The sequence below is a fragment of the Kitasatospora sp. NPDC091276 genome, assembly GCF_040684355.1.
In the GTDB taxonomy this organism is placed as follows: Bacteria; Actinomycetota; Actinomycetes; order Streptomycetales; family Streptomycetaceae; genus Kitasatospora.
In genome coordinates this window covers 164,695-177,881 of sequence record NZ_JBFBFU010000014.1, presented here as the reverse complement: position 1 = coordinate 177,881, position 13,187 = coordinate 164,695, and the positions used below count along the sequence as shown (strand labels likewise).

The window sequence follows — 13,187 nt, the reverse complement described above, 5'->3', positions numbered from 1 at the left end:
GCGGCAGTATCGACACCCGGCCGGCCTGCCGCCGTGCGGTCAGCCCGCGACGGCGAGCAGTTGGACGTCCGCGGCCGGCGCGAACCGGTGCCCGGGCTCCTCCCGGAGGAGGCGGCGGCACACGTTGAGCACCGTGAAGCGCACCCCGTCGCGGGCGGGCACGCTGCGGATCAGTCCGCGCGACAGCAGTTCGTGCACCGTCGCCAGGCAGGTCTGCGGCGCCCAGCCGCTGCGGACCACCGCGTCCTCCCCCGACCAGTCGCCGGGCTCGTCCACGAGCACGTCCAGCAGGGCCCGCTGGCGTTCCGTCAACCGCTGGATCGCCGGCTCCACCTCGTCCCGGACGTCACCGCGCGTGCCGTACACCACCGGCGGTGCCGCCAGCGTGAACGGGCCGGCCGACAGCCGGGCCAGCAGCTGGGCGGTGGACTGCACCAGCGTCCACCCCGCCGCGCGCTCCAACGCTCCCGGCAGGCCGTCCAGGTGGCGGCAGAGCGCGGCCACGGCGGGGGCCTCGGAGCGCTCCAGGGTGTAGCCGGGGCGCAGCCGGCGCAGGTGCGAGAGCAGCAGCCGGACGGCGCCGATCTGCGCCAACGCCTCCGGCTCGGCGTCGAGTTCGGGGGCCGGTACGGGCAGCGGGGCGAGCGGGACGACCTGCCCGCCGGGCAGCGGCCAGGCCTCCCGGGCGGTGATCAGCACCCGCAGCCCGGGGCAGTGGTGGAACAGCCCGTCCAGCCGGTCGGCGTCCACCCCGCCGTCGGCGCCGTCCAGCACCAGCAGGGCGGGCCGGTCGCCGATGTCCCGGACGATGTCGTCCACCCGTCCGTGCCAGGGGGCCGAGTCGCCGGCGCAGTCCACCCAGCGCACCGACCAGCAGGCGGCCAGGTGCAGGCGGCGGGCCACCTCCAGGGCGAGCCGGGTCTTGCCGACCCCGCCGAGCCCCACCAGCGAGACCAGCCGGTCCCCGTGCACGGCGAAGGCGTCGGACAGCACCTCGGCCTCCATCTCCCGCCCGACGATGGCCCCGCGCGCCACCGGCGGGGCGACCGGCGCCGCGGCCGCCGGCTCATCGGCGAGCGGGTGCCGCCGGGCGGCCTCCTCGAAGTCCGCCCGGCTGCGGCCCTCCAACCGCAGCGCGTCCGCCAGCAGCCGGACGGTCTCGTTCCGCGGCCGTCTCACTCGGCCGCTCTCCATGTCCCGGATGGCCCGCACGCTCAGGGTGGCGTGATCGGCCAGACACTGCTGGGTCAGGCCGATCCGCTCGCGCCGCACCCTCAACTGCTCTCCGAAGCCCGCCGCCGTCCTCACCGCTTGCACCCACTGCCCGCCGTCCATGCCTCGTCTGCCCTTCGTGGTCCGGACTCCTGATGGGGGTCGGGACCAGTGGCGGCATCAGCGCTGGGCACCCGCGCGGTCCGTGGTCCGACCGCGTGGGACCCGGTGGTCAGGCTGTGGCCTCCGAACCGGTCCCCTCCGGTTCCAGATGCTCCAGGCTCGCCGTCTACGCCCGATCAACGGCCGATCACCGGCCCCACCCACGACCTTCACGCGGGCCTCACAGCCCGTCGGCGGACTGCTCCTCTAGTGCGGCGCGGGCTGTGTCCATCAGTTCGTCGAGCGCGTCACGGGTCCTGGCCATGTCCGCGATGTGCGCGTCGAGCTTCGCCCGCTCCTGCCCCATCCGCTCCAGCGCGGCCACCGAGTGCTCCTCGCTGGGCGCGTCCACGCACGGCAGCAGTTCGGCGATGGCGCGGCTGGACAGCCCCGCCGCGTAGAGGCGCTGGATGAACAGCACCCGCGCCACCGCGCCGTCGGTGTAGTGGCGCTGCCCGCTGGCGCTGCGGGTGCTGGCCAGCAGGCCCTGCCCCTCGTAGTAGCGCAGGGATCTGACGCTCACTCCGGCGCGTTCGGCGAGTTCTCCGATCCGCACGGGCACCTCCGGGTCGTGATCCCCGTCACAGGGCTTGCCTCTGACGTCAATGTCAGGTTTTAGCGTAACGGAGGACGGGCCCGGGCACCGGGTCCGTGACTTCGAACGAAGGACTTCCGCATGACGACGTCCGCCACGTCCGCCACGTCGAGCGCCCTGCTCACCGGCTACCGGCTCGGCGAACTCGCGCTGCCCAACCGGGTGGTGATGGCACCGATGACCCGGGGGCGCGCCACCGCCGACGGCCTGGCCACCGCTTCGATGGCCACCTACTACGCCCAGCGGGCCACCGCCGGGCTGATCGTGACCGGAGGCGTCCAGCCGAGCCTGATCGGCCAGTCGAACCCGGGCACGCCCGGCCTGTACACCGACGAGCAGACGGCCTCGTGGCGCCAGGTGACCGCTGCCGTGCACGCCAACGGCGGCCGGATCTTCGCCCAACTGATGCACGGCGGCCGGGTCTCGCACCCGGACACCACGGGGCTGCGACCGGTCGGCCCCTCGGCCGTCCCCGCCACCGGCGACGTGTTCACCCCGACCGGTCCGCAGCCCGCTCCGGTCCCCCGGGCCCTGGAGACCGACGAGGTCCCCGAACACGCCCGCTCCTACGCCGAGGCCGCCCGCCGCGCCGTCGACGCGGGCTTCGACGGGGTGGAACTGCACGGCGCGAACGGCTACCTGATCTCGCAGTTCCTCTCCTCCAACGCCAACCGGCGCACCGACCGCTACGGCGGCCCGGTGCGCAACCGGATCCGTTTCGCCGTCGAAGCCGCCACCGCCACCGTCGAGGCCGTCGGCGCCGCCAGGACCGGGATCCGCCTCTCCCCCGGCGGCACCTTCTGGGGCGTGGCGGAGGAGGACGTCCTGGAGCTCTACACCGCCCTGCTCGGCGAACTCGCCGGCCTCGGACTCGCCTACGTCCACCTGGAGGCGACGACGGACGAGCCGTCCCTGCTCGCCCTGCGCCGCGCCTGGCCGGGCACGCTCATCATGAATCCGGTGCTTCCGCTGGGCCCGAAGCAGGTCGACCGCGAGGCGGCGGACCACTGGCTCGGCCTCGGCGCCGAACTGATCAGCTTCGGCCGCGCCTACCTCGCCAATCCCGACCTCGTCGAACGGCTGCGCACCGGCGCCCCGATCGCCCCGGCCGACGAAGCCACCTACTACCAGGGCGGGGACCGGGGCTACCTGACCTACTCGGCCTACCAGCACACGGTCGACCAGCGGCCGTAGCCGCCACCCGCCCGAGGCCGCCGCGGCGGCGCCCCGCCCCGGGAGGTTCAGTCCAGGAGCTTCGCCAGGACGCGGTCGAGCGCCTGGATGTCCTCCGGGGGCAGGGCGAGCAGGTCGTCGGGCGGGGTGGTGAGGATCCTGACGGCGAGGGCGGCCTTCGCCTGGCCCTCCTCGGTCAGATGGACCAGCTTGGACCGGCGATCGGCGGGATTGGTGACGCGTTCGGCGAGGCCGCGCCGCACCAGGTCGTCGACGATGACGGTGGTGTAGGGCGGGTCGCTGCCCAGCCGCTCGGCCAGGTCCCGCAGGGTGATCGGGTCGGCGCCGAGGCGGCGCAGCGCCCTGACCCGGCTGAAGCTCATGCCGAGGGCTTCGGCGACGGTCTTGCGGCGGTCGTAGCGCTCCAGGACGAGCGCGTTCAGCCCCTGCCAGACCCTGGTCGCCGTCCTGGTGGCGGCCTCGTCCCCCTCGTGGTGCTCACCGGTGTGCGGGCGGTCCATCAGGTGTTCACCGTCTCCTTCGTCTCCCTCGTCCCCGGCGCCTCCGGCGTCTCCGGCGTCTCCGGCGTCTCCTCGGCGGCGAGCCGCTCCGCCGTGCGCAGGGCCGTCTCCCGGGCCCAGCGGCCGGAAGTGAGCGTACCCGTGACCAGCACGGCGGCGCCGCAGCCGGCGATGATCCACCACGCCGTCCGCCCGGCGTCGGTGAAGGCCGCCGTGTGCGCGTACGCGCCGCCCGCCATCAGGGCGCCGACGACGGCCACGCCGAGGGACTGGCCGATCTGCCGGCTGGTGGAGGCCACCGCGGCCGCGACGCCGGCCTGCGAACGGGGCATGCCCGAAACGGCGGTGTTGGTGATGGGCGCGTTGACCAGACCGAAGCCGGTGCCGAAGAGCAGGTACGCGACGACCAGCACGGCCGTCGGAAGGTGGTCGGAGTAGGTGAGCGCCTGGAGCACGGCGCTCGCGCACAGGGCCGCCCCGGCGAGGAGCAGGGGGACGCGCGGCCCCCGGGAGGCGACCATGCGGCCGGACACCGGTGCGGTCAGCAGCGCCATCACCGCCATCGGCAGCATGAACAGTCCGGCGTGCAGCGGGGTGAGCCCGCGCACGTTCTGCAGGTACAGGGAGCTGACGAACAGGAACCCGCCCAGGGAGGCGAAGGCGGCGACCGCGATCACGGTGGCGCCCGCGAACGGCGCGGAGCGGAAGAAGCGCAGCTCGATGAGCGGGTCGGTGCGCCTGGGCTCGTACCACAGCAGGCCCAGCAGCGCGCCCAGCGCCGCCGCCGCGCAGCCGACGACGAGCGGCGAGGTCCAGCCGCGCTCCGGCGACTCGATGATCGCGTACGTGAGCGTGGTGAGCAGGACGATGACGAGCACCTGGCCGACCGGGTCCACCCGGCGGGGCCGCGGCGCCCGCGATTCCGGCACGTACCTGCGGGTCAGGAACAGCGCGGCCAGGCCGATCGGCACGTTGATCCAGAAGACGGCCCGCCAGCCGGCCGACTCGACCAGGGCGCCGCCGACGATCGGCCCGGCGGCCATGCTGATGCCCACGACGCCGCTCCACACGCCGATGGCGCGGGCGCGCTGCCGGGAGTCGGTGAAGGTGTTGCTGATGATCGACATGGCGACGGGGTTCAGCATCGATCCGCCGACCGCCTGGAGCATCCGTGCGACGACGAGCCAGCCGAGCCCGGGGGCCAGGCTGCACAGCAGCGAGGCCCCGGTGAAGACCACCAGCCCGATCTGGAAGACCCGGCGGCGGCCCACCCGGTCGGCGGTGGAGCCGGAGAGCATCAACAGGCTGGCCAGCACCAGCGTGTAGGCATCGACCGTCCATTGCAGCCCGGACACCGAGGTGTGCAGGTCGCGCTGGATGGCGGGCAGGGCGACGTTCAGGATCGTGTTGTCGAGGCTGACGATCAGCAGGCTCATGCAGCAGATGGCGAGCACGAGCCAGGGCCGTCGTAGGGCGGCGTCCGGCATGGTGGGAGCTCCACAAGTATTTGTATTGTTGAAATCATTGTGAGCATACAACTAAATCGCCGAACAGCCCAGCCCCGAACAGCCCAGCCCCGAACAGCCCCGGCCCGCGCAGCCCCGGCCCCGCGCAGCCCGGCCCAGCCCGCGAGCCGCCCCCCGCCCGCCCCGTCACGGGCGGGGGGCCGGCTCCGGCGGCCAGGCGCCGGCGGCCAGGACGCCGGTGGCGTACGCGCGGGCGACCAGCGCGGTGCGGTTGGGCAGCTGCCAGCGGCGGGTGAGCCGGGCGAGGTGGTAGTTGACGCCGTCCGGGGTGAGGCCGATCTCCCGGCCGATCTGGGCGGTGGTGGCGCCGCGGGCGGCGGCGGCGAGGATCCGGGCCTCGATCGGGCTCACCTCGGGGCGGGGGGCGGCCGGCGGGGCGGCCGGCCCGGTACGGACGGGCAGCGAGAGCAACAGGTTCGGGGCCTCCTCCGGGGTGTCGCCGACCAGGGCGACGGTCATCTCGCCGCTCCGCTCGGTGCCGTCGGCGGCCGACCAGGAGACCGGCGCCGGGTACTGCGAGCGCCGGTGCAGGCGGACGGCCTCGGCGAGCGCCGGGATGGTGGCACTGTCCCGGAGGGTGAAGAACTCCAGGATCTTCCGGTTGCGCAACTGCCCGGGCAGCAGGCCGAATTCGGCGGCCATCGCCCGGTTGACGATCATGATCCGGCCGCTGAACTCGCACACCGCCAGCGCCACCGGCACGTGGTCGAGCAAGCGCAGCGTCCGGTTGCGCCAGATGACGGCGAGGTCCTGCCAGCTCTCCGCGGTCGACTCGCAGTCGGTCAGTCTCATGCCCGGCCCCTCCCGTGTACGGCTCCCGCGTGCTGCAGACCTGACGGTCCGTTGACAAGTCTTCCGCGACCGCCGCTACTGCACAAACATGTAGTCCCCGGGCCCGGGTTCCCGCCCCGCTCGGGCGAGAGTGGAGGACGACGAGGTTTCTCCTGCCACGGAAGGCGACAACCCATGACCGAGACGATGACCCCGGCGGCAGCCGAGGCTGCGAATCCGGCCGGGGCCGGGCTCCCGCCCGAGACCCTGGTGCCCCGGCAGAGCACCGCCGGGGTGCCGCTGGTCGACATCTCGTCGGCGCCGCCGATCGCCGCCCCCGTGCTGCGCACCATGGAGCTGGCCCGGCGGCACGCCCCGGCCTTCGTCCAGCGACTGCACGGGCGGGACAGCCTGATCGTCACCGGCCTGGACCTGGTCGAGGAGCTGGCCGACGAGGAGCGGTTCACCAAGTCGATCGGACCGGCCCTGGAGAACGTCCGCGCGTTCACCGGGGACGGCCTGTTCACGGCGTACAACGCGGAGCCGAACTGGGCCAGGGCGCACGACATCCTGATGCCCGCCTTCGCGCTCGGCTCGATGCGCACCTACCACCCGGTGATGCTGCGGGTGGCCCGCCGCCTGATCGAGTCCTGGGACGGCCGGTCGGCCGCCGGACTGGTCGTGGACGTGCCCGGCGACATGACCCGGATGACCCTGGACACCATCGGGCTGGCCGGTTTCGGCTTCGACTTCGGCTCCTTCGACCGGGAGGAGCCGCACCCCTTCGTCGAGGCGATGGTCCGCTCCCTGGACTGGGCGATGAACAAGCTCCTGCGCGACCCGGAACTCGACCACAGCGAGCGCGACGAGGCCGCCCAGGGCGACGCCCGGTACCTGGCCTCGGTGGTGGACGAGGTGATCGCCGCCCGCGCCGGCAGCCCCGAGCAGGGCCCGGCCGAGGACCTGCTCGGCCTGATGCTCGACGCCGTGCACCCCGCCGACGGCGGCAGACTGGACGCCGAGAACATCCGCAACCAGGTGATCACCTTCCTGATCGCCGGCCACGAGACCACCTCGGGCGCGCTCTCCTTCGCCCTGTACTACCTCGTCAAGCACCCCGGCGTGCTCCGCGAGGTCCAGCGCGAGGTGGACGCGCTCTGGGGCGACCAGGCCGACCCGGAGCCCTCGTACGAGGACATCGGCCGGCTCCGGTACACCCGGCAGGTGCTCAACGAAGCGCTACGGCTGTGGCCGACGGCCCCCGCGTTCAGCCGGGAGCCCCGCGCGGACACCCTGCTCGGCGGCCGGATCCCGGTCCGCGCCGGGGAACCGGTCCTGGTGGCCACGATGATGCTGCACCGCGACCCCGTCTGGGGCGACAACCCCGAGCTGTTCGACCCCTCCCGCTTCGACCCCGAGCCGGAGGCGGCCCGCTCACCGCACGCCTTCAAGCCCTTCGGCACCGGCGAACGCGCCTGCATCGGCCGGCAGTTCGCGCTGCACGAGGCGACCATGCTGCTCGGCATGCTGGTCCACCGCTACCGGCTGATCGACCACGCCGACTACCGGCTGACCATCAAGCAGACGCTCACCATCAAGCCCGACGACTTCACCCTCGCCCTCGCCCCGCGCACGCCCACGCCCCCGGCGGTGGTCGACGCGCCGGTCCGCGCCGCCGACCTGCCCGGGCGGGTCCGCCAGGGCACCGGCCTGCTGCTCCTACACGGCTCCAACTACGGCGCCTGCCGCGAGTTCACCCGGCAGCTGGCCGACGTGGCGGCCGCACTCGGCTGCGACACCGCCGTCGCCCCGCTGGACGCCTACGCGGACGGGCTGCCCACCGACCGGCCGGTGGTGATCACCGCCGCCTCGTACAACGGCCAGCCGACGGACGACGCGGCGGAGTTCGTCCGCCGGCTCCGGGTGGCGACCGAACAGGCCGAACAGGCCGAGGGCGGCGAAGCCGCCGAGGGCGCCGCCGGGTTCGCGAAGGACGTCCGGTACGCGGTGCTCGGCATCGGCGACCGGACGTACGCCGCCACGTACCAGCGCGTGCCGACGCTGATCGACGAGGGCCTCGCCGCCCTGGGCGGCACCCGGCTGCTCGCCCGGGGTGCGGCCGACGCCTCCGGCGATCTGGCCGGGAAGGTGGCGGAGTTCACCACGGCGCTGAGCCGGGCCCTGCTGGAACGGTACGGCGACGCCGCCGCACCCGTCGTCGCCCCCGGCTCCGGCACCGCGCCCGCTCCCGTTTCCGCCGAGGCCGCCCCCCTGGAGACGTACACCGTGACGGAGCTGGCCGGCGGTCCGCTGGACGCCCTGGCCGCGAAGCGCCGCGTGATCGGGCTGACCGTCACGGCGGTCGGCAGCCTCACCGACCCCGCCTACCCCCGGGTCAAGCGCCTGGTCCGGCTGGCCCTGCCGGAGGGCGTCGACTACCGCACCGCGGACCACGTCTCGGTGCTGCCGGCCAACGACCCGGCCCTGGTCGAGCGCGCCGCCAAGGTGTTCGGCGCCGACCCGGACACCCTGCTCGCCATCGTGGCGAACCGGCGCACCATCCTGGCCGTGGACCGGCCGCTGACGGTTCGCGAACTGCTCACCCACCACGTCGAGTTGCAGGACCGACCGAGCGCCGCCCAGCGCGCGACGCTGGCCGACCTCAACCCCTGCCCGCCCGAGCGGGCCGCGCTGCGGGCGCTGCCCGAGGACGACCCCCGGACGCTGCTGGACCTGGTCGAGGACCACCCGGCCCTGCGGGAGGTCCTGACCTGGCCGGTGCTGCTGGAACTGCTGCCGCCGATCCGGCCCCGGATGTACTCCATCTCCACGTCGCCGACCAGCGCCCCGCGCCACGTGGACCTGATGGTCTCCGTGCTCGACGCCCCGGCCCGCTCCGGCCGGGGCTCCTTCCGGGGCGTCGGCTCCGGCTACCTCGACCGGGTGGCCGTCGGGGACACCGTGCTGGCGCGCCTCCAGCCGTGCCGCGAGACGTTCCGGATCGGCCACCGCGCCCCGGTGATCATGATCGCGGCCGGCACCGGCCTGGCGCCGTTCCGCGGCGCGGTCGCCGACCGCCGCGCCCTGCTCGCCGCCGCCACCGGCGAGGACACCGCCACTGACGAGGCCACCGCCGCCGCCGAGGCCACCGCCAGGGACACCGAACTCGCCCCGGCCCTGCTCTACTTCGGCTGCGACGCGCCCGACGCCGACTACCTGCACCGCGACGAACTGCTCGCCGCCGAGCAGGCCGGCGCCGTCTCGATGCGCCCGGTCTTCAGCGAACAGCCCGTCGACGGCCGGCGCTTCGTCCAGGACCGCATCGCCGCCGAGGGCGCGGAGGTCTGGAGCCTGCTCACCGCCGGCGCCGAGGTCTACGTGTGCGGCGACGGCGCCCGGATGGCCCCGGGCGTCCGCGCCGCCTTCCGCGAGCTGTACCTGAGCCGGACCCCCGGCGCCGACGAGGGCCAGGCCCAGGCCTGGCTCCAGGGCCTGATCGACGAGCGCCGCTACGTCGAGGACGTCTACGCGGGCCGCTGAGCCCGCCCGACCGGGAGGCCGGCCGCACCCGCCCGGGGTGCGACCGGCCTCCCGTCGCACACATGTCTCCCAACTCCCCTTCCATGCAAGCCTCGACACATTGTCGATCAAGGTGTTCTGATGTTCGCACCATACGTATGACTATCCGACCAATACCTGACGGTAGGTCGGAGAAGCGGAGGAACGGTGCGTCCTGCTCGTGGCGTGGCTGTCCTGCTGGCAACGGGGGTCGTCGTGGCCCTCGGCCTGGGCACGGGAGGCCCCGACTCGAAGGGCAGACCGGCCACCGCCGACGCCGCCCCGGAGAGCACACCCGACCCGAGCGGCACACCCTCCGACGGCCCCAGCAGCCTCGCCGCCACCCCGACCCCCAGCGCCACGCCGAGCTGGGACGGCCAGGTCAAGGTGCTCGGCGACGGCTCCACCTCCGACACCGGGCCGCAGCCCAAACAACCCCGGCCCGAGAAGCTGAAGCCCGGCGAGAAACCGCCGCAGTTCGTGGTGTTCTCCTGGGACGGCGCGCTGGAGGGCGACGACGAACAGTTCTCGCGCTTCCGCAAGCTGGGCACGGAGAACAACGCCCAGATGACGTTCTTCCTGAGCGGCATCTACACCCTGCCCAAGTCCAAACGCACGCTCTACCACCCGCCGCAGCACGACGCCGGCGCCTCCGCCATCGACTTCGCCACCGACGCCCACATCAAGGACACCCTGGAACAGCTGCGCCTGGCCTGGCAGGACGGGAACGAGATCGGCACCCACTTCAACGGGCACTTCTGCGACTCCAAGGGCGGCGACGACTGGAGCACCGAGGAGTGGAAGAGCGAGCTCGACCAGGCGATCTCCTTCGTCACCAACTGGAAGACCAACACCGGCTTCAAGAACCTCCCGCCGCTGCCCTTCGACTACACCAAGGAGGCGGTCGGCGGCCGCGCCCCCTGCCTGCAGGGCCAGAAGAACCTGCTCGCGGCCGAGAAGGCGGCCGGCTTCCGGTACGACGCCAGCTCACCGGGCGAGTTCCAGGTCTGGCCCGGCAAGAAGGACGGCATCTGGAACTTCCCGCTCCAACTGCTGCCCTACCCGGGCAAATCGACCCAGGTCCTCTCGATGGACTACAACTTCCTCGCCAACCAGTCCGGGGACACCACCAAGGGCGATCCGAAGAAGTACGACGCGTGGGAGAAGGAGACCCGGAACGGCTACCTCAACGGCTTCGAACGGGTCTACAACGGCAGCCGGGCGCCGCTCTTCATCGGGAACCACTTCGAGAGCTGGAACGGCGGCATCTACATGCAGGCCATCGAGGACGTGATGAAGAGCGTCTGCACCCGGGAGGGCGTCCGCTGCGTGTCCTTCCGCCAGGTCGCCGACTGGCTTGACGCCCAGGACCCCAAGGTCCTCGACCAGTTGCGCGCGCTGGACCCCGGGCAGCCGGCCGACTGGTCCCGTCTGGTCAAGTGACCCGGCCCGGGCGGCCGCGGGGCCGTGACACCGCGCCCCGCGGCCGCCCGGCCCTACCGGCCTCCCGGGCCACCCGCCGCCTTCATGTACGAGGTCCAGATCCGGGTGGGCAGCGCGGAGTCCGGGGTGTCCGGGGCGGCGCCGCCCAGCCCCTCCAGTGAGAGCAGCTTCATGTCCTTCAGGTCCGCCCGGAAGACCGTGACGGCCGTGGACATCCGCGCGTCGTAGCCGACGAACCACCCCGCCGTACGGTCCGGGGTCGTCCCCGGCTTCCCCGCCAGGTCGGGCCCGGCCTCCGCCGCCGCCTTGGCGCTCCCGGTGCGGACCGCGCTCTTCAGCGCCGCGTCCACCTCCCCCGCGACCTGCGGGGTCAGCGCCTGTACGGCGGTCGGCAGGCGCAGCGCGAGCGGCTCGCCGTTCCGGGTGATCCTCAGGACGGAGTACGGGTCCGTGTGGCTGCCTCCCGCGGCGAAGGCGGCGTAGGCGTCGGCGGTCCTGATCGCGCTCGGCGTGGAGTTCCCGACACCGAAGGCCGGCACCAACTCCCCCATGCTGCCCGGGAGCAGGCCCAGGTCGGCGGCGGTCTTCTGCACCCGGTCCAGGCCGACGTCCATGGCGAGCTGCATCATCGGCCCGTTGACGGACTGCTCCACCGCGCTCCTCAGGGTGACCGTCCCCCAGCTCCGCTTGCCGTCGTTGGCGGTCTTCGCTATCCGCCCGTTGCGCCCCCAGTACGGCCCCTCCGGGGTCATCACGTTCACGCCGTCGTCGCCGTCGTAGGTGGTGGTGGGCGTCACCGGGGTGCGGCTGCCGCCCCGCTGGCGCTGGACGCCCTCGCTCAGGCCCGAGGCGTAGACCAGCGGGGTGAAGGCCGAACCGACCGGCACCGTGGAGGTGTTGGCGTTGTCGAAGCCCTGTTTCAGGTAGTCGGTTCCGCCGTAGAGCGCGACGATCCTCCCGTCCGGGGCCACCGAGGCGGCGCCGACCTTCAGTAACCGGTCGGCCTCGCGGCTGTCGGGGTCGATCCCCTTGGTGGCGTCCCGCACCGCGGTGGCCAGCGCGGTGACCTTCGGCTTCTCGAAGGTGGTGAAGATCTGGTGGCCGCCGAGGTCGAACTGGGCCTGCGTGATGTCGCTGTGGCCCTCCACGTAGGTCCTGGCCATGTCCACCAGGTACCCGACCTGGCCGCTCAGCCCCGCCGCCTTCGGCTGGGTCCTGGGTTCGGGGAACACCGTGTACCTGGCGCGCTCGGCGGCGGAGAGCTTGCCGACCTTCACCATCCGGTCCAGGATCCAGGACCACCGTTCCTCGGCCCGCCGGTGGTTGTTCGCGCTGATCCCCGGATCGAACTGTCCGGCCCCCTTCAACAGGGCGGCGAGGAAGGCCCCTTCGCTCGGGTTGAGCTGCGAGACGTCCTTGCCGTAGTACGCCGCCGCGGCCCGTTCGATGCCGTAGCTGCCGCGCCCGAACCAACTGGTGTTCAGATAGCCGGCCAGGATGTCCGGTTTGCTCATCCGCCGGTCCAGTTTGATCGCGATGACGATCTCGCTGAGCTTGCGCGAGACGTCCTGACGCTGGTTCAGGTAGCTGTTCTTGACGTACTGCTGGGTGATGGTCGAGCCGCCCTGGGTCTCACCGCCCGTGGCCATCTGGTAGACCGCGCGGCCGATGCCCGTGAAGGAGATCCCCGGGTCCGAGTAGAAGGTCTCGTTCTCGGCGGCCAGTACGGCCCACTGCACCGACTCCGGCACCCGGTCGAGCGGCACCTCCTGCCGGTTGGTCTCACCGATCCGCGCCATCTCGGTGCCGTCCGCCCAGAAGTACACGTTGTTCTGCTGGGTGGCGAAGGCGTTCAGGTCCTCCGGGACCTGGGTGGTGACGTAGAACCAGATCAGCCAACCCGTCAGCACCGCCGACCCGGACCCGGCCACCAGGAGCAGCTGCCGCCAGGACGGGAGCCAGCGACGGACTCCGCGCCGCCCTCTGCGCGGGTAGTCGATCCACCGCCGCCCTTCGGGCTTCTCCCCTCCGGGCTTCTCCTTCTCGGCCCCGCCACCTTGGTGAGCACGCACAGTCCGGTCTCCGATTCGCTCGTGGGCACAGACCCCCGAACTCAGACGCGATGAGGGTCGGACCACGGCACAACGGAATTGATGTGATCACGGTCATACCGCGCGGACCGGCGGGGCGGCGCAGACCTGCCCGGCCTGGGGTTTCACAGCGCCG

General features: G+C 73.0%; 9 protein-coding genes. 3 read left to right on the top strand and 6 right to left on the bottom strand.

Annotated features, from left to right (window positions below):
• Positions 1-39: 39 nt before the first annotated feature.
• The gene (locus AB0O19_RS19760; RefSeq protein WP_363621025.1) at positions 40-1,335 is read right to left on the bottom strand and encodes a helix-turn-helix domain-containing protein; all 1,296 of its coding nucleotides are present in this window, start codon (positions 1,333-1,335) and stop codon (positions 40-42) included.
• A 220-nt stretch (positions 1,336-1,555) separates the two neighbouring features.
• Positions 1,556-1,930 (bottom strand): MerR family transcriptional regulator, encoded by a 375-nt coding sequence (locus AB0O19_RS19755; protein WP_363621023.1) that lies wholly within the window; start codon positions 1,928-1,930, stop codon positions 1,556-1,558.
• A 120-nt stretch (positions 1,931-2,050) separates the two neighbouring features.
• Here AB0O19_RS19755 and AB0O19_RS19750 point away from each other — a divergent pair, with 120 nt between their 5' ends.
• A complete protein-coding gene (locus tag AB0O19_RS19750; RefSeq protein WP_363621021.1) occupies positions 2,051-3,163 on the top strand; it encodes an alkene reductase in 1,113 nt (370 codons plus the stop codon).
• Positions 3,164-3,210: 47 nt separating this feature from the next.
• Here AB0O19_RS19750 and AB0O19_RS19745 read toward each other — a convergent pair whose 3' ends face one another.
• The 3 genes from AB0O19_RS19745 to AB0O19_RS19735 form a co-directional block, all read right to left on the bottom strand.
• Positions 3,211-3,663 carry a MarR family transcriptional regulator gene (locus tag AB0O19_RS19745; RefSeq protein WP_363621019.1) on the bottom strand — a complete coding sequence of 151 codons (453 nt, stop codon included), beginning with the start codon at positions 3,661-3,663 and terminating at the stop codon, positions 3,211-3,213.
• The gene (locus AB0O19_RS19740) at positions 3,663-5,150 is read right to left on the bottom strand and encodes an MFS transporter (protein WP_363621017.1); all 1,488 of its coding nucleotides are present in this window, start codon (positions 5,148-5,150) and stop codon (positions 3,663-3,665) included. The genes AB0O19_RS19745 and AB0O19_RS19740 overlap by 1 nt, the downstream gene beginning before the upstream one ends.
• A 165-nt stretch (positions 5,151-5,315) precedes the next feature.
• Positions 5,316-5,981 carry a LuxR C-terminal-related transcriptional regulator gene (locus AB0O19_RS19735; protein WP_363621015.1) on the bottom strand — a complete coding sequence of 222 codons (666 nt, stop codon included), beginning with the start codon at positions 5,979-5,981 and terminating at the stop codon, positions 5,316-5,318.
• 174 nt (positions 5,982-6,155) lie between these two features.
• Here AB0O19_RS19735 and AB0O19_RS19730 point away from each other — a divergent pair, with 174 nt between their 5' ends.
• Both AB0O19_RS19730 and AB0O19_RS19725 read left to right on the top strand, forming a co-directional pair.
• Positions 6,156-9,500 carry a cytochrome P450 gene (locus AB0O19_RS19730; RefSeq protein ID WP_363621014.1) on the top strand — a complete coding sequence of 1,115 codons (3,345 nt, stop codon included), beginning with the start codon at positions 6,156-6,158 and terminating at the stop codon, positions 9,498-9,500.
• Positions 9,501-9,704: 204 nt separating this feature from the next.
• Positions 9,705-10,961, top strand: coding sequence for a hypothetical protein (locus tag AB0O19_RS19725; protein ID WP_363621013.1), 1,257 nt, complete (start codon positions 9,705-9,707; stop codon positions 10,959-10,961).
• A gap of 53 nt (positions 10,962-11,014) precedes the next feature.
• Here the strand turns inward: AB0O19_RS19725 and AB0O19_RS19720 are convergent, their stop codons facing one another.
• Positions 11,015-13,033 carry a transglycosylase domain-containing protein gene (locus tag AB0O19_RS19720; protein WP_363621011.1) on the bottom strand — a complete coding sequence of 673 codons (2,019 nt, stop codon included), beginning with the start codon at positions 13,031-13,033 and terminating at the stop codon, positions 11,015-11,017.
• Between the last annotated feature and the right edge of the window lie 154 nt (positions 13,034-13,187).

Coding starts and splice junctions, on each gene's coding strand:
- AB0O19_RS19730 (WP_363621014.1), top strand. CDS start 6,156: ATGACCGAGACGATGACCCCGGCGGCAGCCGAGGCTGCGAATCCGGCC.
- AB0O19_RS19735 (WP_363621015.1), bottom strand. CDS start 5,981: ATGAGACTGACCGACTGCGAGTCGACCGCGGAGAGCTGGCAGGACCTC.
- AB0O19_RS19760 (WP_363621025.1), bottom strand. CDS start 1,335: ATGGACGGCGGGCAGTGGGTGCAAGCGGTGAGGACGGCGGCGGGCTTC.
- AB0O19_RS19750 (WP_363621021.1), top strand. CDS start 2,051: ATGACGACGTCCGCCACGTCCGCCACGTCGAGCGCCCTGCTCACCGGC.
- AB0O19_RS19740 (WP_363621017.1), bottom strand. CDS start 5,150: ATGCCGGACGCCGCCCTACGACGGCCCTGGCTCGTGCTCGCCATCTGC.
- AB0O19_RS19745 (WP_363621019.1), bottom strand. CDS start 3,663: ATGGACCGCCCGCACACCGGTGAGCACCACGAGGGGGACGAGGCCGCC.